The organism is Streptomyces sp. NPDC004610, from assembly GCF_040609715.1.
In the GTDB taxonomy this organism is placed as follows: Bacteria; Actinomycetota; Actinomycetes; order Streptomycetales; family Streptomycetaceae; genus Streptomyces.
The window spans coordinates 203327-220692 of record NZ_JBEXLA010000011.1; the positions used below are offsets into that span (position 1 = coordinate 203327).

A 17366-nucleotide genomic window follows, 5' to 3' on the forward strand; every position below is an offset into this window, starting at 1 on the left:
ACCCCGACCGCGCGCGGCGCCAACACCGCGGGACCCTCCGGCAGTTGAGCGCCCACCCTCAGTACGGGGCCCGGGGCGGGAACGTTCACCGGGGGAGGGCCGCCCGGACGGAGGGCATGCCTTTCCTCGGCGTTCGTCCCGTTCCGGGGCGCCCGGGTGCCGCTTATGTTGGGTTCATGACCACCGACCCGCACGCACCGTCCGTCCCCTCCGGCGACGGCGAACCCGACCCGTTGCGCGCGCTCACCCTCGACCGGCTCCGATGTCGGACCAGCATGAAGTGGCGGACCTACCCCGAGGACGTGCTGCCGCTGTGGGTGGCCGAGATGGACGTCCCGCTCGCCGCCCCCGTCCGCCGGGCCCTGGACGAGGCCCTCGACCTCGGCGACACCGGCTACCCGGCCGGAACCGGCTACGCCGAGGCCCTCGCGGCGTTCGCCGGGAAGCGGTGGGGCTGGCACGGGCTCGCGGTGGAGCACAGCGCGATCGTGCCCGATGTGATGCTGGGGGTGGTCGAGATGCTCCGGCTGGTGACCGGGCCCGGCGACCCGGTCGTGGTGAACCCGCCCGTCTATCCGCCCTTCTATCTGTTCGTCACCCATATGGACCGGCGGGTGGTGGAGGCACCGCTCGGGCCGGACCTCCGCCTCGACCTCGACGCCCTGGAACGGGCCTTCCAACGGGCCGTGCGGGACGGCGGACGCGCCGCGTATCTGCTGTGCAGCCCGCACAACCCGACCGGGACCGTGCACAGCGCCGCCGAACTCACCGCCGTCGCCGCCCTCGCCGAGCGGTACGGGGTGCGGGTGGTCGCCGACGAGATCCACGCCCCGCTCGTCGCCCACGGCACGGACTTCGTGCCCTATCTGAACGTGCCCGGCGCCGAGCGCGGGCTGTCGCTGCTGTCCGCCTCCAAGGCGTGGAACCTCGCCGGGCTCAAGGCGGCCCTCGCCGTCGCCGGTCCGGGCGCCGCCGCCGATCTCGCCCGGATGCCCGAGGAGGTCGGGCACGGCCCCAGCCATCTCGGTGTCATCGCCCACAGCGCCGCGCTGCGCGACGGCACCCCCTGGCTGGACGCCCTGCTCACCGGCCTCGACGAGAACCGGCGGCTGCTCGCCGCGCTGCTGGCCGAGCGGCTGCCGGGGGTGCGGTACCGGCCGGGTCCGGCCACCTGTCTGGCCTGGCTGGACTGCCGTGCGCTCGGGCTCGGCGACGATCCGGCGGAGGTCTTCCTGGAACGCGGCCGGGTGGCCCTCAGCGCGGGCCCGCCCTTCGGTACGGGCGGGGCGGGGCATGCCCGGCTGAACCTGGCGACCACGCCGGAACTGCTGACGGAGGCGGTGCGACGGATGGCTTCGGCGGTGGGGTGAGGGGCGGGGTGGGGTGGGGTGGCGGGACGGGCGCGGGCGGTGGTGATCGGAGGGAGAGGGCCGGACGAGAGAGGCGCGTGCGAGGCAGGCGTCGGCGGCCGGAGGCCAGGCGCGTGTGCCCGTGTCGTCCGGCGTCGGGGCGCGTCTACACTGCCCGGCATGGACACCGCGACGGCCCGGCTCGCCGAGGGCAAGTATCTGCTGGTCACCAGTTACCGCAAGAACGGCACCCCGGTCGCCACGCCGGTCTGGGTGGTGGGCGACGGTGACGCCCTCGGGGTCTGGACCGTCAGCGACTCATGGAAGGTGAAGCGGATCCGCAACCGGCCCGAGGTGCTGGTCGGGCCCTGCGATGTGCGCGGCAGGCCGAACGGTGAGTCCGTGCCCGCCACGGCGGAGATCTGCGATCCGGAGACCACCGCCCGCTATCGGCACCTGCTGATGCGCAAGTACGGGATCCTCGGTCGGCTCACCCTGTGGGGCAGCCGGGTGCGGCGGGGTCTCGACGGGACGACCGGCATCAGGATCACACTGACGCCGAGCGGATGACGGAACCGATGGAGAAGCGGCTGACGACCGGTCAGGTCCAGGCCCGGTAGGGCTCGTCGACCAGCTGGAACACGGGCTCGCCGCGGACCGGGTCCTTCGCCGTGGACAGTCGTACCCGGTCGCCGCCGTGGATGCCGATCAGCGGGCCCATGACCCGGCCGCGGACCACGAAGCCCTCCGCCATCTCCACCAGCGACACATTGCGGGCCGCCGGGGTGTTGCGGTGCACGACCGTGGTGTGCCGGACCGTGCCGGTGCCCGCGCTGCGCTCGGTGCGCAGTTCGCTGCCCTGACAGACCGGGCAGAGCAGCCGGTGGTACATCGCCGTGCCGCACCAGTCGCAGCGCTGGAAGAGGATCGCCTCCTCCCGTGCGGGCGGAAGGTCGAGAGTGCCCGCCGAGAGGCCGGCTCCCTGCTGGAAGACGCTGATCGAGGGGTGGTACACGCTGGTCAACTCCCTGCACACTCGGCCGGACAACCCGCGTGCGCGGCTCACCGTGCACGCCGTGCGCGGTACGTGCCCCGTGCACGATCACACACTATGGCACTCAGTGTCAGTGGTAAAGGCACCGCGTACCCCCAATTTCAGGAGAATTTCCGGCCCGGAATGCGCGGGGTACGGAATGCGCGACGGAGCCGGAATCCGGCCACGCCGAGGCACCCGGCCACGCCGAGGGATCCGGCCGCGACCGAGGCACCCGGCCGCGACCGAGGGACCCGATCCCGCGCGGGAGCCATCCGTCCCCGGGGCGGGAGCCTCAGTCCCGCGTGAGGGTCGTCTCGATCTCCTGCACCACCCGCCACAGCGGCGCCCCGCGCCGGGACACCACGACCACCACGTCCTCCGGTGTCTCGTCCACCAGCGTGTGCCCGCGCCCGGACGCCCCGAACGACAGGTTCACCAGTCCCAGGGCGTGGTCCACGGCGGCGTCCGCGTCGGTCTGCCCGCCCGAACGCAACCAGGCCCGCAGGGCGTTGTTGTGCGCGGCGACCACCGCCGCCGCGATCACATCGGCCCGCAGGATGCCGTCCGGCCGGGCCGCGTACCGTCGGCGCAGATAGTCGGCGAGGGCCCGCTCGTAGCGCCACACCACGGAGAGCTCATGGGTGCGCAGGCCGGGCACCTGTTTGGTGAGCCGGTAGCGCTGCACGGAGAACGTCGGGTTCTCCGCGTACATGCGCAGCACCATCCGGGCGGCGTCGCACACCCGCCGCACCGGGTCGTCGTCCGGGGCGCTCTCGGCGAGGAACTCCGTCATGTCCGCGAGGCAGCGGTCGTGGTCGGGGAAGACCACGTCCAGTTTGGACGGGAAGTAGCGGAAGAAGGAGCGCCGTCCGACCCCGGCGAGCGCCACGATGTCGTCGACGGTGGTCTCCTCGTAGCCGCGCTCCAGGAAGAGCTGGAAGGCCGCCGCGATCAGGGCGTCGCGCATCGGGGGCTTCGGGGCCGGGCCCGGTGTCCCGTCGTGCTCGGCGCCGCTGGAGTTCCTGGAGGTCCGGGAGGTCATGGACGGGAACGTAGCACCCCTTCCCTTGGAATGGCACTCAGTGCTGTCGTAGGAGGGAACTGAGTGCAGTCAGGGGCGGGGACGGCGGCTAGTCTGGCCCTTTCCGGAGGGTGAAGCCCCAGGTAGAGGCCGAGGAGCCGCCGTATGACCCGCGTCCGACCGCGACTGCTGTACGTGACCGATCTGGCCTACGAGGCGCGCGGACGGCGCTACGGCGACGAGGACGTCCGGCTCGCCGACCGGCTGCGCGAGGACGCCGACCTGGCCCTGTGCAACCCGCGGGACGCCGCCGCCCTGATGGACGCCTTCGACGCCGTGATCGTCCGCAACAGCGGCCCGGTCCTTACGTACCGGACGGAGTACGAGGCATTCCGGGACCGCGCCCGGGAGACCGGGGCCCTGGTCTACAACCCGCTCACCGGGCGGGCGGACATGGCCGGCAAGGGCTATCTGCCGGAGCTGAGCGCGGCCGGGTTCCCGGTCGTCCCCACCGTCGTCCGCGCCGCCGACCTCGGGCTCCTCCCGGCGGTCGACCGCTATGTGGTCAAGCCCCTGCTCGGCGCCGACTCCATCGGACTGCGGGTGATCGGCCCCGGCGAACTCCCCGCCGCCGCCGACGGCACGGTCCTGGTCCAGCCGTACATCGACTTCGCCTACGAGGTGTCCTTCTACTTCGTCGACCACGGCTTCCAGTACGCGCTGTACGCCCCCGACCCCGGCCGCCGCTGGCGGCTGGAGCCCTATGAACCGACCCCGGACGACCTGGACTTCGCCCAGCGCTTCATTCACTGGAACACCCTGGAGCACGGTATCCAGCGGGTCGACGCCTGCCGCGCCCCCGACGGCCGGTTGCTGCTGGTCGAGTTGGAGGACCTCAACCCGTATCTCTCCCTCGACGCGCTCCCGGACGAGCGGCGGGAGGCGTTCGTGGCGGCGCTGCGGGCGTCCCTGCGCGGGTTCGTCACCGGCTGACCGCGCGGACGCGACCCCGCTCAGGCCGCCCGGCGCAGATTGCGGTCCGCCAGTGCCTGGCTCACCGCGCGGACACTGCGTGCGATGTGCTGGAGCTGGAGCACCTCGGCCGCGTACAGCTTGATGGTGTGCTCGATCACCGACTCCGGCAGACCGAGCCGCGGCAGATCGGCGCGGGCCGTCTGGAGCGCCGTCCGCGCCACCCGGATCTCCTGCTGGACCTGGATCTCCGCGTGCCGGGCGAGCAGCACCGGATGCCGGATCAGCGTCGGATACCCGGCGTACCGGGCCGGGACCAGCTCGCGCAGCCATTTGGCGGCCGACCGCTCCCAGTCGTAGCTGCCGGGGATCTTGACCTGGCACGGCCAGTCCGGGTTGGTGCGCTGGTGCGGATACGTCAGGGACATGGGCATCGCTTCCGGGAGGACGGCGAGGTCAACTGGGACAACGACGGTGGGGCGGTCCCGGCCTAGGGGATGGCCGGGACCGCCATGGGCGCTCGCGCAGGCGATGCCCGACCGAACACTCCGGAACTGAGCCGTGGGTAGGGAACGGCGGCCCCGGGTGTCCGAACTGGAGCCCTCGAAGGGCAGGCGCGGCCCGCGCGTCGGTACGGCTGCTGCTGTGCGCATGGGCGGAACGTCGGCTCTCTGCGGGCGGTGCGGGATCCGTCACGGGATCTGGCAAGGGATCCGTTACGAGATCCGCTACGGGATCCGGTGGGGGATCCGGTATGGGATCTGCAAGAAGTATTTATATATGCCGATCGGTTTTCAAGCAGTATGAAAACATTCATGCGTGCTCTGTATGGACTGTGCCGGGATGTGAGGGCCGGGGCACCGGGGACGCACGACGCCCCAAGGGGCGGGGGAGGTCAGTCCCGCAGGAAGAACTGGTGCTGCTCCGAGATCTGCTCGTACTCCTCCAGGCGGCCCTGGGTGCGCTCCGGATCGGCGTCCGTCATCGCCTGGAGCAGCGCGGCGGCCATCAGCCCGGGGGCCGCGTACGAGTCGAAGACCAGCCGTGATCCGGTGCCCGTGGCGAAGGTGACATCCGCCGCGTCGGCCACCGCGCCCAGTGCCAGATCGGTGATCAGCACGACCCGCAGCCCGGCGTCCCGCGCCACCTTCACCGCCGCCAGGGTCTCCTGGGCGTGCCGGGGCATCGAGAAGGCCAGCACCCAGGTGCCGCCCGCCTCGCGCGACTGGAGCAGCGCGTCGTAGGCGATGCTGCCGCCCCGGGTCACCAGCCGGACATCCGGGTGGATCCGGCGGGCGGCGTAGGCGAAGTACTCGGCCAGCGAGGCGGAGATCCGCAGCCCGAGCACGGTGAGCGGGGTGGACCCGGCCAGTTCCCGCCCCGCCGCGATGACCTGGTCCGGGTCGGCGAAGTCGCGCCGCAGGTTCTCCAGGTTCTCGATCTCGGCGTCCACCGCCGACTGGAGTTCATTGCCCCGGTTCTCGTCGGCGGCGGCGGAGAAGGTGCCCAGCGCGATCGACTGGAGCTTCTCCCGTAGCGCCGGGTAACCGCTGAAGCCCATCGCGGCGGCGAACCGGGTCACCGAGGGCTGGCTGACCCCGACCCGGTCGGCGATCTCGGTGACCGACAGAAACGCCGCCTCGGGCAGGTGCTCGATCAGATACTGGGCGATCCGGCGGTGTCCCGGGGACATCCGGGGCCGGTCGAAAAGGCTTCTGATCTGGGAGACCGGGGCCGCCTCGGCCTCCGGCGCCGCTTTCCCCGAGGTGATCGCGGATGCCTGTGCGCGGGCCTGCTGGGGCGTGGGCACCGGTACGCCTCCTTCGTTTCCCGAGGACGTTCAACATAGCTCACTGAACGTGTCGGCCAGGGGGCGCGGTGGGCTCCCCCGGACCTGCCGCACGGGCCACCCGGGGGAGGGCGCGGGCGGTCGCGGGCCGGGGTGGAGCGGGGACGTATGAGGGCTCGGGGATCCGCCTCAGGCCAGGAAGCCGCCGTCCACCGCGAGATGCGCGCCGGTGATGTAGGAGGCGTCGTCGGAGAGGAGGAAGGCGATGGCCGTGGCGATCTCCTCGCCGCGTCCGATCCGGCCCAGCGGCACGCCCCGCTCGGCGACCTCCCGGGTGCCGTCCGGGTTGGACCGGGTCATCTCCGAGTCGATGACCCCGGGCTGGAGTTCGTTGATCCGCACCCCCCGGGCCCCGTACTCCTTGGCGGCGGTGCGGGTCAGGCCCCGGATGCCGTGTTTGGCGGAGGAGTACTCGACGGTCGGTCCGCCCCGGTCGGCGAACACGCTGGAGACATTGACGATCGCGCCGCCGCCGCTCGCGATGATCGCCGGGATCTGGTACTTCAGGCCGAAGAACAGACCGTCCAGGTTGATGCCGATGACCTTGCGCCAGTACTCCAGCGGCATCTCGGCGGTGGGGATGAAGTTGCCGGTCACCCCGGCGTTGTTGACGCCGTAGTGCAGGGCGCCGAAGGTCTCGACGGTCGCGCGGACCGCCTGCTCGACATCGGCGGCGGCACTGACATCACCGGGGACGGCGAGGGCCCGGCCACCGGCGTCCTTGATCCGCCGGGCGACCTCCTCCAGCTTCTCCGGGCGCCGCCCGACGAGGGCGACGGCCGCGCCGCGCTCCGCGAGCAGCACCGCCGTCGCCGCGCCCATCCCGCTGCCGGCCCCGGTGATGAGCGCGACCTTGTCCGTGAACTGTGCCATGGTCCTGGTTCCTTGAGGTGAGTGACGTGGGGTGAGTGCCGTGAGGCCGGTGCCGCGAGGGGTGTGAGGGGCGTGAGGGGCGTGAGCGGCGCGGGTGTCAGCGCCGGTCGGTGCCGGGCAGTTCGACCGGGTAGTCCTGGTCGAAGTCGGCGGAGGCGCTGACCGGCTCCCAGGCGGCGGCCTCCTCGATCTGGCCGCGCGCGTAGTCCTGCGCCATCCCGACGGCACCGGCGCCGAGGAGCAGATGGGTCGGCGGCTGCGGATGCTTGACCACCCGGACGAGGATCTCGCCGGCCCGCGTCGGGTCGCCCTGCGCGGCCACCGCTCCGCCGAGCAGCCGGACCATCGCCCCGACCGTCGGCTCGTACTCCGGGGGCACCTCGGGGATCCGCATCGAGGAGCCCGCCCAGTCGGTGGCGAAGCCGCCCGGCTCCACGACCAGGCAGGTGATGCCGAACGGGGCGGTCTCGGCCGCCAGCACCCGGGTGAAGCCGTCCACGGCGAACTTGGCCGCCTGGTAGGAGCCGAGCCCGGGGGTCGCGCCGACCCGGCCGCCGACCGAGGAGAACTGCACGATCGTGCCGCCGCCCTGTGCGCGCAGGACCGGGAGCGCGGCGGTGGAGACGTGGTAGACGCCCCAGAAGTTGGTCTCGAACTGGCGCCGGAAGTCGTCCTCGGGCGTGCTCTCGATCGCGGCGAGATCGGCGTATCCGGCGTTGTTGACGACGACGTCCAGCCGCCCGAACCGGTCGACCGCCGCCCGTACGGCGGCCTCGGCGGCCGTCCGGTCGGTGACATCGAGCGGCACCGGAAGCACCCGGTCGCCGTACTTCTCCACGAGGTCGCTCTGTTGCTCGGGCCGCCGGGCGGTGGCCACGACCTGGTCGCCCGCCTCCAGGGCGGCGACGGCCAGTTCGCGGCCGAAGCCCCGGGACGAACCGGTGATGAGCCAGGTCTGGGTCCGCTGTGTGTGCGTTTCCTTCGTATCCATGCCTCTAGCGAAACATGGTTGCATTATTAGTGCAACCCAGTTGCGCTAAGTTGAAGGGTGTGACGACCGGGGGTACCCTGCGCAGCCGCCCGGCGGCCCCCGTTCCGTGGAGGCCCTCGTTCCGTGGAATTCGCCTTCCGTGAAGTTCGCCGCACCCGCCCGTGCCGCGCCCGTTCGCGCGGCGCGGCGGGGGACCATGGGGGACATGACGGACCTGGGTCTTCCCGCAACCATCCTGGCCTGCCTCTTCGACCTCGACGGCGTCGTCACCAGAACGGCGGCCGTGCACGCCGCCGCCTGGAAGGAGACCTTCGACGCCTTTCTGCGCGAGCGCGACGGCGACGCCTTCCGCCCCTTCGACGCCCACGCCGACTACGGCCAGTACGTGGACGGCCTCCCGCGCGCCGACGGCGTCCGCTCCTTCCTCGCCTCGCGCGGCATCGACCTGCCCGACGGCGACCCCGGCGACCCGCCCGAGGCGCTCACCATCAACGGCCTGGGCAACCGCAAGAACGAACGCGTCCTGGAGAAGATCCGCAGCGGCGGCGTCGAGGCGTACGAGGGCACGATCCGCTATGTCACCGCCGCCCGCGCGCAGGGCCTGCGCACCGCGCTCGTCTCCTCCAGCGCCAACGCCCGTGACGTCCTGCGCGCCATCGACGCCGAGGCCCTCTTCGACGTCCGGATCGACGGGGTGGTCGCCGCCGAACGGGGCCTGCCGGGCAAACCGCGCCCGGACACCTTCCTCGCCGCCGCCGCAGACCTGGACGTCGAGGCCAAACAGGCGGCCGTCTTCGAGGACGCCCTCGCCGGTATGGACGCGGGCCGCTCCGGCCACTTCGGCTACGTGGTCGGCCTGGACCGGGTCGGCCAGGGCGACGCCCTCTACGCCCACGGCGCCGACATCGTCGTACGGGATCTCGCCGAACTCGGCGGGGGCGGGCGGGGGGAGCGGGCGTGATCGGCGAACGGGCGTACACCGTCGAGCCGTGGACCGTGCGCGAGACCTCGCTGTCCCTCGACGTACTGGCGCAGAGCGAGTCCGTGTTCGCGCTGTCCAACGGCCATGTCGGCTGGCGCGGCAACCTCGACGAGGGCGAGCCGCACGGCCTGCCCGGCTCCTACCTCAACGGCGTCCACGAGACCCACCCGCTGCCCTACGCCGAGGCCGGCTACGGCTACCCGGAGTCCGGCCAGACCGTCATCAACGTCACCAACGGCAAGGTCGTCCGGCTGCTGGTGGACGACGAGCCGTTCGATCTGCGTTACGGCACCCTCGTCCGGCACGAACGCACCCTCGATCTGCGCCGGGGCGTCCTCGAACGGGTCTGCGACTGGACCAGCCCCGCCGGGACCACCGTCCGGGTGCGCTCCACCCGGCTGGTCTCCCTGACCCAGCGGGCCGTCGCCGCCGTCGCCTACGAGGTGGAGCCGCTGGACGGGCGGACCCGGGTGGTGATCCAGTCCGACCTGGTCACCAATGAGTCGCTGCCCGGGACGGACGGCGACCCGCGCGCCGCCCGCACCCTGAAGTCACCGCTGGAGCAGGAGGAGCACCACGCCGACGGCACCCGGCTGCGCCTGGTCCACCGCACCCGCAACAGCGGTCTGCGGGTCGCGGTCGCCGCCGACCATGTCGTCACCGGCCCCGAGGGCACCCTCTCCGGCTGCGAGAGCGGTGTCGACCTGGCCCGGCTCACCGTCACCGCCGTACTGGAGCCGGGCGAGCGGCTGCGGCTGGAGAAGACCGTCGCCCACGGCTGGTCCGGCACCCGGTCGCGGCCCGCGATGAGCGGCCAGGTCGAGGCCGCCCTCGCCGCCGCCGCGCACAGCGGCTGGCCCGGCCTCCTCGCCGAACAGCGCGCCTACCTGGACGACTTCTGGGCCCGCGCCGATGTCGAGGTCGACGGCGACGAGGAGATCCAGCAGGCCGTGCGCTTCGCCCTCTTCCATGTCCTCCAGGCCGGGGCCCGCGCCGAGCGGCGCGCGATACCCGCCAAGGGCCTGACCGGCTCCGGCTACGACGGACACGCCTTCTGGGACACCGAGACCTTCGTCCTGCCCCTGCTCACCTACACCGAGCCGGGCGCGGTCGCCGAGGCCCTGCGCTGGCGCCAGAGCACCCTCCCGGCCGCCCGGGACCGCGCCGTCCAGCTCGGTCTGCGCGGCGCCGCCTTCCCCTGGCGGACCATCGAGGGCTCCGAGGGCTCCGCGTACTGGCCCGCCGGGACCGCCGCCTTCCATGTCAACGCGGACATCGCCGACGCCGTGACCCGGTACGTGGCGGCCACCGGCGACACCGCCTTCGAGCGGGACACCGGGGTGGAACTCCTGGTGGAGACCGCCCGGCTGTGGCGCTCGCTGGGCCACCACGACGCCCACGGCGCCTTCCATCTGGACGGGGTCACCGGCCCCGACGAGTACAGCGCCGTCGCCGACGACAACACGTACACCAATCTGATGGCCGCCGCGAACCTGCGGGCCGCCGCCGACGCCGTGGAACGCCATCCACCGGTCGCGCACGCGCTGGGCGTCGACGCCGAGGAGTCCGCCGCCTGGCGCGACGCCGCCGAGGCCGTGCACATCCCGTACAACCACGCCCTCGGGGTGCACGAGCAGCACGCGGGCTTCACCCGCTACCAGCGCTGGGACTTCGACGCCACCGACCCGGACAGGTACCCGCTGCTGCTGCACTTCCCCTACTTCGACCTCTACCGCAAACAGGTCGTCAAACAGGCCGACCTGGTCCTCGCCCTCTACATCTGCGACGACTACTTCGACGAGGAGCACATCGCCCGCAACTTCGCCTACTACGAGCCGCTGACCGTCCGCGACTCCTCGCTGTCCGCCTGCTGCCAGGCCGTCGTCGCCGCCCGCACCGGCCATCTCGCCCTCGCCTACGACTACACCGGCGAGGCCGCGCTGATGGATCTGCACGACCTGGAGCACAACACCCGCGACGGACTGCACATCGCCTCGCTGGCCGGCACCTGGATGGCCCTGGTCGCCGGGTTCGGCGGACTGCGCGCCGACCGGAGCGGCACCCTGCGGTTCGCGCCCCGGCTGCCGGAGAAGCTCAGCCGCCTCGCCTTCAGCCTCCAGGTGCGCGGCCGACGGCTCCGGGTGGAGATCACCCACGACAAGGCGAGCTACGTCCTGCTGTCCGGGGAGCCGCTGCGGATCGCCCATCACGGCGAGGCGCTCAGCGTCTCCGCCGACGGCCCCACCGTCCGCCCGGTCCCGGCCCCGGAGAACCCCCCGGCCCCCACCCAGCCCCGGCACCGCGCGCCGATCCGGCGCTGACCGGCCCCTTCCACCGTCCCGGTCCGCCCCTCCGCCCCTCCGCCCGCCTCCGTCCGCCGACTCGCTCGAACGGCGGTGCGGACGGCGGCCGGGGCCTGCGCGACGCGCCGCCGTGGGTTAGTTTTTGCTTGTTTTCCCGGTTTTACGTGTATCCCGGATTTACTTGTCACCCGGTTTTGCCTGCTTCCTGGTTTGGTCTGTTTCTTCCTGGATTTACCTGGTTCCTGGATTTCCGCAGTGATCGGAGAGGGCGGCACCGATGACGACGCCCGAGCCGACCACCATCGCACCGGAACCCGAACCCGAACCAAACCCCGAACCTCTCGCCGCCGTACCCGCCGCCCGGCGCCGGATCCGCTGGCACACCGTGCTGAGCCTCGCCGTGGCCCTCGGTGTGCTCGGGTTGGCCTGGCGGCACTGGCCGACCCTGGAGCGCGGGGTGCTGCGCCTCGCGGTCGCCGACCAGGGCTGGCTGCTGGTCGGCGCGGCGGCCACGGTCGCCACCTGGATGTGCTCGGCGCTCGCCCAGCAGGGCGCGGTCCACCAGACCCTGCCCGCCCGGCGCCTGGTGGCCACCCAGTTCGCCGCCTCCGCCGCCAACCAGGTACTGCCCGCCGGACTCGGCGCGGGCGCGGTGAATCTGCGCTTCCTGATGCGCTGCGGGCTGCCCGCCACCCGCTCGGCGACCGCGCTGGCCGTCAAGGCGACCGCCGGCGGCGTCGGACGCGGCGCCCTGATCGCCGTACTCGCCCCCGTCTGCCCCGGGGTGTTACGGGTGCCGCATGTGCCGCGCCCGGTCGTCGCCCTGGTGCTCGGGGTGACCGCGCTGCTCGCCGCCGTGCCCTTCACACCGCTGTGGGCGCGCTGCCGCCGGGTGCTGGGGGCGGTCGCCGCCGACATCCGGGCCGTGCACACCCGGCCGCAGCGGGCGGCGGCCCTGTGGGGCGGGTCGGTGACGTTCGCGGCGCTGCACGCGCTGGTGCTCGTCGCCGTCGGCCAGGCCGTCGCCCTGCCCCTGCCGCCGGAGCGGGTCGCGCTGCTCTATCTCGCCGCCAGCACCGCCGCCGCCCTGCTGCCCACCCCGGGCGGCCTCGGTTCACTGGACGCGGCCCTGATCCTCGCCCTCACCCTCGCCGGGGCGCCCGCCGCGCTCGCCGCCTCCGCGGTCATCGGCTACCGGCTGCTCACGGTGTGGCTGCCGCTGATCCCGGGACTGATGACCTTGGGCTGGCTGGTGCGTCGCAAGACCCTCTGAGCGCCGGGCCGGACACGAACGGGTGTTTCCTCCCCCATGACACCTGGTAGGACTCGGGTGTCGTGCGCACCCGCGGGGGGCGCCGCGGACGGAGGGGGACTGCCATGAGGGGCATGGGCAACAAGGGAACAGATGGCGGGGGGCGGCTCGGGGACGAGTTCTTCACTCCGGGATCGTCGTCGTTCACCGCGTTCCTCGCCGCGCACCGGCCCGGTCTGCTGCCCACCCGGCCACCGCTCCCGGACGGCGCCCGCGCCGCCCCCGGCACCTTTCCGCACGGCACGACCATCCTGGCCCTGACCTTCGCCGACGGCGTCCTCGTCGCCGGTGACCGCCGGGCCACCATGGGCAACCTCATCGCCCAGCGCGATCTGGAGAAGGTGCAGCCGGCCGACGACCACACCGCCATCGCCTTCGCCGGAACGGTGGGCCTCGCCGCCGACATGGTCCGGCTCTACCAGTCCGAACTCGCCCACTTCGAGAAGGTCGAGGGCATCCCGATGACCCTGGGCGCCAAGGTGACCCGGTTGTCCGCGATGCTCCGCCAGAACCTGGACCAGGCCATGCAGGGCCTCGCCGTCGTCCCCCTCCTCGCCGGCTACGACCCCCGCGCACCCGAGGGCCGGCGCGGCCGGATCTTCGGCTTCGATGTCGCCGGGGGCGTCTACGAGAAGACCGGCTTCTACGCCGAGGGCTCCGGGTCGCCCTATGCGCGCGGGTCCCTGAAGAAGCTGTTCCGCCCCGGACTGCCCCGGCGCGAGGCGGTGCTGACCGCGCTGCACGCCCTCTACGACGCCGCCGACGACGACTCGGCGACCGGCGGCCCGGACCTCAACCGCCGGATCTACCCGGTCGTCTCCCTGATCACCGAGGACGGCTACGAACGGCTCCCGGAGACCGAGACGGCCGACCTCAGCCGGACCATGGTCGAACAGCGCCGGACCAGCCCGGACGGCCCGACCGCGACCCCTTAGCCAACTACCATGCCGCCATGGCCGAACAGTACCTCTCGGCGTTCGCCGTCGACGCCGACGCCCTCGACCGCGCGGTCGGCTCCCGGGACGAGGGTGTCGTACGGGCCGCCCTCGCCGTGCTCCCCGAACTCGCGTCGGCCGAACGGCTGTTGCGCGCGACGGACGCGGGCGAGGTGGAGGCGGCCCTGACGGAGATCGTCACCGGCCGCCTCGACGCGGGGCGCCCCGGCGGCTACACCTGGCTGCTGGAACTCCTCGGCCCCGCGCTCGGCACCCCGCTCGGCGCGGCGGTCCTGCCGGGCCGCGGCTGGCACCGCCTCGACACCGCGTTCCGCGCCTGGGACCTCCCCACCCTCGCCACCCTGTGGGGCCGCCCCTGGCCCTTCCCCTGGGGCGGGACCGCCCCCGACCCCTTCCCCTGGCCGTTCCCCGCCCTGGCCCCGCCGTCCGAACTCGACCGGCTCCGCGCCGAACTCGCCGCCTTCGACACCGACCGCGTCGACCAGGACCACGCCCTGCTGCCCCACGGCGACGAGGACGACGCCGAGGAGGTCGTCTGGCTCCTAGACGACCTCCTCCCGGCCTGGACCGAAGGCGCCCGCACCGCGGGCACGGCCTTGCTGCTGCTCCGCGATGGCGGCCAGTAGGCCCGTCCGCGCGGCTGCTCCACGACGGAGGCCAGCAGCCCGGCCGCGTGCTGCTGCTCCGCGACGGCGGCCAATAACGTCCGTGCGGCTGCTCCGCATGGCGGCCAAGAGGCCCGTCTGTGCCGCTGATCCGCGAGTGGCCAATAGGCATATTCGCACCGGTGATCCGCGACGGTGGCCAATGGGCCCGTCCGCGCCGCTGCTCCGCGATGGAGGCCGAGAGGCTCGCCCCCCGTCGGCGCGTCCGCCCGCTCACAGCCGCAGATGCTTGCGCCACTTCACGATCTCGGCCGTCGGATCACCGGTGTACGACCAGGGCGTCCGGGTGGCCCGGCGGCCCATCATGCGCAGCAGCGCCACCGCGATCTCCGGCGTCCCCGCCAGACAGGCCGCGTGGGCCAGATAGTTGAGGTCCCGCAGCTCGCTCGGGGCGACGGTGTTGTCGGTACGGCCCAGGATCCAGCGGTGCCAGGTGCGGCGTATGTCGCTCACCGCGCCGTCGTGGTCCCAGTGCTGGCCGAGCCCGATCGACGCGTGCCGCCCCTGGGCCGCGTCCAGGACGTACCGGAACTCCTCCACCCGCGCGTACTGCACCAGCACCGGCAGCGCGCAGCCCGGCGGCGCCACCCCCGCCGCGTCCCGGGCGAAGTCGTACATCAGCCCATGGGTGCCGTGCCAGCGGGACGAGTAGTAGTGGAGCACCTGGAGATGGCCCTCCACGCTGTACGGGTCGCGCCGGTGCAACTCGTCCCACCAGCGGGCCAGTTCCCGGCGCCGCACGCCGCTCGGGTAGAGCCGGGCCACCGAGATCAGCGAGATCCACGGCGTGGGATCCTGCGGATACGCCTCGGCCGCCGTGAGACAGGCCAGCACCGCCGCGTCGATCCTGCTCTGCTCGATCGGCACGCCCCGGCCCGCCGCGATGGCCAGATTGAAGGCGCGGGCGGTGCCGGTCGCGGCGCCCAGCACCAGCGCGTCGGCGGAGCGGGGTTCGGCGGCGAGCCAGGACTCGACGGTGGAACCGCCCGCGCACGCCTGCGCCAGCAGCCGGACCCGGTGGCCGCGCACCGGCCAGTCCGGGCCGGTCGAGCGGAGCAGCTCGCGCAGGCCCTGCCAGCGTCCGATGACGATGTCATGGCGGGTCGCGGAGAGTTCGGTGTCCCCGCAGTCGGGGTCGAAATCGGGAGTGAAGCGGTCTCGGGCCATCGGGATCTCGCTCAGAAGTCGGTGGGGAGACCCTCATGGACACGGGACGCGGAGGAGGCCGTACGGCTGTCGGGGACGCGGTAGTCGCTCTCCACGGCCCGGGAGGCGTCCAGGGCGGCCGGGCGGTAGTAGTCGCTGCCCCGGCGCCAGTACCAGAACATCGGCACCAGCCCCACGGCCAGCCCGCCGATGCCGAGGGCGACCGCCGGACCGCTCAGTTCGCTCAGCGACTCGACGAAGATCCAGAACATGAACAGTGACCCGAACAGCGGCCACACCCCGCCCAGCAGCAGCCCGCCAGGCGAGGAGAACAACGTCCTGCGGTAGGCGACGACCGCCGCGAGGCCCGCGAGCCCGTAGTAGAGGGCGATCTGTAGGCCCATCGCGGCGATGGCGTACCCGAGGATCTCGCCGACCGAGCCCAGCGCGTTCGACGCCAGGAACAGCGCCAGCGCCACCGCGCCGACCACCGCGATGGCCACCCAGGGGGTGTTCCAGCGGCGGTGGACGCGGCCCAGCGCGGGCGGCATCGTGCGGTCCCGCCCCATCGCGAAGAGGGAGCGGGTCACTTGGATGAGGGTGGTCTCCAAGGTGGCGATCGTGGACAGCATCACCGCCACGATCAGCAGTTTCCCGCCCGGCCCCGGCCAGATCTCCTCACCCAGCGCACCCAGCACATTCGCCCCGTGCTCGGCGATCTGGCGCTCGGTCAGCACCATGTTCACGGTGATGGTGAACGCCTCGAACAGCAGGAACACCACCCCGAGCCCGATGAGGCCGGCCAGCCCGGTGGTCCGGCGGCTGTCGCGGGTCTCCTCACTGAGATTGCTGGCCACGTCCCAGCCCCAGTAGTAGAACGCCGCCACCAGCGCCCCGGCGGCGAACCCGGCCGACCCGTCGAAGTGCCCGAAGCCGAGCCAGGACCAGTCGAACGGCCGGGCGTGCTCGACGCGGACCACGGCCAGCACCAGGAACACCGCCAGGATGACCATCTCCACCCCGGACATCAGCAACTGCGCCCGTACGGTCAGCCGGGCGCCGCCCAGCACCACCAGCAGCATCACCAGGAACCAGCCCGCGCCGACCACCGTGGCCAGCGCGGTGTTCCGGGCGAGGGACTCGTCGAACAGGGCCAGGGTCATCGCCCCGGCGGGCAGGGAACCGGCCACCATGAAGATCGTCGCCGACACCACCAGCGCCCAGCCGCTGATGAACCCCAGGAAGGGGTGGAGCGTACGGCCCACCCAGGAGTAGCTGGCGCCCGCGTTGACATCGATCCGGCTGAGCCGGCTGAACGCCAGCGCGATGCCCGCCATCGGCACCGCGCAGTACAACAGCGCCGCCGGGCTGGCCAGCCCGACCGCTCCGACCAGCACCGCCGTGGTCGCGGCCAGGGAGTACGCCGGTGCGCTGCCGGCGATGGCCATCACCACGGTGTCGAACATCCCGAGGGCGCCGGGCTGCAGCCCTCTGCCGCTGCTGTTGCTCATGAAGCGCTGCTTTCCGATGTGCACGACGCGAGGGCGACCGGGCCCCGACGGCGTAGGGGGGTGGGGGGTGAACCCGCCGTCTGCCGGGGAGGGTTGGCCTCGGAGGTCGGAGCGACGGAAGAGGTGGCGGAGTGCGTCCGTCCTACCGCCGTGTGGACAGCCGGTCACGCCGTGTGTGCGAGTGATGATAGCCCCAGGCGGCGGCCTTTCAAGATGGACCTGCTGGTAATGTGCGCCGGTCGCACGCCGGTTGCGCGTCGGTCGCACGCTGGTTTCGCCGGGGGGGAAATGGGGGAGGCGCGCAGGGAGTTGCGGGGGTGGGGCCGGTTGTGGGGGAGGCCGGTGGTGTTGGCGGTCCGGTCCGGGGGGAAGGGGGAGAGAGACCGCCGTCCGCCCGGCC

At 72.7% G+C, this 17366-nt stretch carries 16 protein-coding genes; 8 read left to right on the forward strand and 8 right to left on the reverse strand.

What is annotated here, in order from left to right; translation table 11 throughout:
* Window positions 1-176: 176 nt before the first annotated feature.
* Window positions 177-1370 carry an aminotransferase class I/II-fold pyridoxal phosphate-dependent enzyme gene (locus ABZX40_RS15225; protein WP_355738269.1) on the forward strand — a complete coding sequence of 398 codons (1194 nt, stop codon included), beginning with the start codon at window positions 177-179 and terminating at the stop codon, window positions 1368-1370.
* 159 nt (window positions 1371-1529) lie between these two features.
* A complete protein-coding gene (locus ABZX40_RS15230) occupies window positions 1530-1919 on the forward strand; it encodes a PPOX class F420-dependent oxidoreductase (protein WP_355738271.1) in 390 nt (129 codons plus the stop codon).
* A 31-nt stretch (window positions 1920-1950) separates the two neighbouring features.
* Here ABZX40_RS15230 and ABZX40_RS15235 read toward each other — a convergent pair whose 3' ends face one another.
* Complete coding sequence (locus ABZX40_RS15235; protein ID WP_355738274.1) at window positions 1951-2364, reverse strand: zinc ribbon domain-containing protein; 414 nt, start codon at window positions 2362-2364, stop codon at window positions 1951-1953.
* A gap of 313 nt (window positions 2365-2677) precedes the next feature.
* On the reverse strand, window positions 2678-3352 hold the full coding sequence (locus ABZX40_RS15240) for a TetR family transcriptional regulator (RefSeq protein ID WP_355738375.1): 675 nt from the start codon (window positions 3350-3352) through the stop codon (window positions 2678-2680).
* 219 nt (window positions 3353-3571) lie between these two features.
* On the opposite strand from ABZX40_RS15240, the gene ABZX40_RS15245 reads away from it, so the two are divergent.
* A complete protein-coding gene (locus tag ABZX40_RS15245; RefSeq protein WP_355738277.1) occupies window positions 3572-4399 on the forward strand; it encodes a hypothetical protein in 828 nt (275 codons plus the stop codon).
* 20 nt (window positions 4400-4419) lie between these two features.
* On the opposite strand, the gene ABZX40_RS15250 is transcribed toward ABZX40_RS15245, so the two are convergent.
* The 4 genes from ABZX40_RS15250 to ABZX40_RS15265 all read right to left on the reverse strand — a co-directional run bounded on the left by ABZX40_RS15250 (window position 4420) and on the right by ABZX40_RS15265 (window position 8091).
* Complete coding sequence (locus ABZX40_RS15250; RefSeq protein WP_355738279.1) at window positions 4420-4812, reverse strand: hypothetical protein; 393 nt, start codon at window positions 4810-4812, stop codon at window positions 4420-4422.
* Window positions 4813-5273: 461 nt separating this feature from the next.
* Entirely contained in the window at window positions 5274-6188 is a 915-nt protein-coding gene (locus tag ABZX40_RS15255; protein WP_355738282.1) for a MurR/RpiR family transcriptional regulator, read from the reverse strand.
* 168 nt (window positions 6189-6356) lie between these two features.
* Entirely contained in the window at window positions 6357-7100 is a 744-nt protein-coding gene (locus tag ABZX40_RS15260; RefSeq protein WP_355738285.1) for an SDR family NAD(P)-dependent oxidoreductase, read from the reverse strand.
* 97 nt (window positions 7101-7197) lie between these two features.
* Entirely contained in the window at window positions 7198-8091 is an 894-nt protein-coding gene (locus ABZX40_RS15265; protein ID WP_355738288.1) for an SDR family NAD(P)-dependent oxidoreductase, read from the reverse strand.
* A 205-nt stretch (window positions 8092-8296) separates the two neighbouring features.
* Here ABZX40_RS15265 and ABZX40_RS15270 point away from each other — a divergent pair, with 205 nt between their 5' ends.
* The 5 genes from ABZX40_RS15270 to ABZX40_RS15290 all read left to right on the forward strand — a co-directional run bounded on the left by ABZX40_RS15270 (window position 8297) and on the right by ABZX40_RS15290 (window position 14270).
* The gene (locus ABZX40_RS15270) at window positions 8297-9052 is read left to right on the forward strand and encodes an HAD-IA family hydrolase (RefSeq protein WP_355738291.1); all 756 of its coding nucleotides are present in this window, start codon (window positions 8297-8299) and stop codon (window positions 9050-9052) included.
* The gene (locus ABZX40_RS15275; RefSeq protein ID WP_355738294.1) at window positions 9049-11394 is read left to right on the forward strand and encodes a glycosyl hydrolase family 65 protein; all 2346 of its coding nucleotides are present in this window, start codon (window positions 9049-9051) and stop codon (window positions 11392-11394) included. Before ABZX40_RS15270 ends, ABZX40_RS15275 begins: the two co-directional genes overlap by 4 nt.
* A 259-nt stretch (window positions 11395-11653) precedes the next feature.
* Window positions 11654-12649, forward strand: a complete 996-nt coding sequence (locus ABZX40_RS15280) for a lysylphosphatidylglycerol synthase domain-containing protein (RefSeq protein ID WP_355738297.1) — start codon at window positions 11654-11656, stop codon at window positions 12647-12649.
* 113 nt (window positions 12650-12762) lie between these two features.
* Window positions 12763-13623, forward strand: coding sequence for a proteasome subunit beta (prcB, locus tag ABZX40_RS15285; protein WP_355738300.1), 861 nt, complete (start codon window positions 12763-12765; stop codon window positions 13621-13623).
* Between the two features lie 17 nt (window positions 13624-13640).
* Window positions 13641-14270 carry a hypothetical protein gene (locus tag ABZX40_RS15290; protein WP_355738303.1) on the forward strand — a complete coding sequence of 210 codons (630 nt, stop codon included), beginning with the start codon at window positions 13641-13643 and terminating at the stop codon, window positions 14268-14270.
* 252 nt (window positions 14271-14522) lie between these two features.
* Here ABZX40_RS15290 and ABZX40_RS15295 read toward each other — a convergent pair whose 3' ends face one another.
* Complete coding sequence (locus tag ABZX40_RS15295; protein WP_355738306.1) at window positions 14523-15476, reverse strand: hypothetical protein; 954 nt, start codon at window positions 15474-15476, stop codon at window positions 14523-14525.
* An 11-nt stretch (window positions 15477-15487) separates the two neighbouring features.
* Window positions 15488-16966, reverse strand: coding sequence for an APC family permease (locus ABZX40_RS15300; RefSeq protein ID WP_355738309.1), 1479 nt, complete (start codon window positions 16964-16966; stop codon window positions 15488-15490).
* Window positions 16967-17366: the final 400 nt, after the last annotated feature.

What these genes read in the sequence shown, in the direction of transcription:
- ABZX40_RS15225 (WP_355738269.1), top strand. Translation starts at nt 177, where the DNA reads ATGACCACCGACCCGCACGCACCGTCCGTCCCCTCCGGCGACGGCGAA.
- ABZX40_RS15230 (WP_355738271.1), top strand. Translation starts at nt 1,530, where the DNA reads ATGGACACCGCGACGGCCCGGCTCGCCGAGGGCAAGTATCTGCTGGTC.
- ABZX40_RS15240 (WP_355738375.1), bottom strand. Translation starts at nt 3,352, where the DNA reads ATGCGCGACGCCCTGATCGCGGCGGCCTTCCAGCTCTTCCTGGAGCGC.
- ABZX40_RS15245 (WP_355738277.1), top strand. Translation starts at nt 3,572, where the DNA reads ATGACCCGCGTCCGACCGCGACTGCTGTACGTGACCGATCTGGCCTAC.
- ABZX40_RS15250 (WP_355738279.1), bottom strand. Translation starts at nt 4,812, where the DNA reads ATGCCCATGTCCCTGACGTATCCGCACCAGCGCACCAACCCGGACTGG.
- ABZX40_RS15260 (WP_355738285.1), bottom strand. Translation starts at nt 7,100, where the DNA reads ATGGCACAGTTCACGGACAAGGTCGCGCTCATCACCGGGGCCGGCAGC.
- ABZX40_RS15265 (WP_355738288.1), bottom strand. Translation starts at nt 8,091, where the DNA reads ATGGATACGAAGGAAACGCACACACAGCGGACCCAGACCTGGCTCATC.
- ABZX40_RS15270 (WP_355738291.1), top strand. Translation starts at nt 8,297, where the DNA reads ATGACGGACCTGGGTCTTCCCGCAACCATCCTGGCCTGCCTCTTCGAC.
- ABZX40_RS15280 (WP_355738297.1), top strand. Translation starts at nt 11,654, where the DNA reads ATGACGACGCCCGAGCCGACCACCATCGCACCGGAACCCGAACCCGAA.
- prcB (WP_355738300.1), top strand. Translation starts at nt 12,763, where the DNA reads ATGGGCAACAAGGGAACAGATGGCGGGGGGCGGCTCGGGGACGAGTTC.
- ABZX40_RS15290 (WP_355738303.1), top strand. Translation starts at nt 13,641, where the DNA reads ATGGCCGAACAGTACCTCTCGGCGTTCGCCGTCGACGCCGACGCCCTC.
- ABZX40_RS15295 (WP_355738306.1), bottom strand. Translation starts at nt 15,476, where the DNA reads ATGGCCCGAGACCGCTTCACTCCCGATTTCGACCCCGACTGCGGGGAC.
- ABZX40_RS15300 (WP_355738309.1), bottom strand. Translation starts at nt 16,966, where the DNA reads ATGAGCAACAGCAGCGGCAGAGGGCTGCAGCCCGGCGCCCTCGGGATG.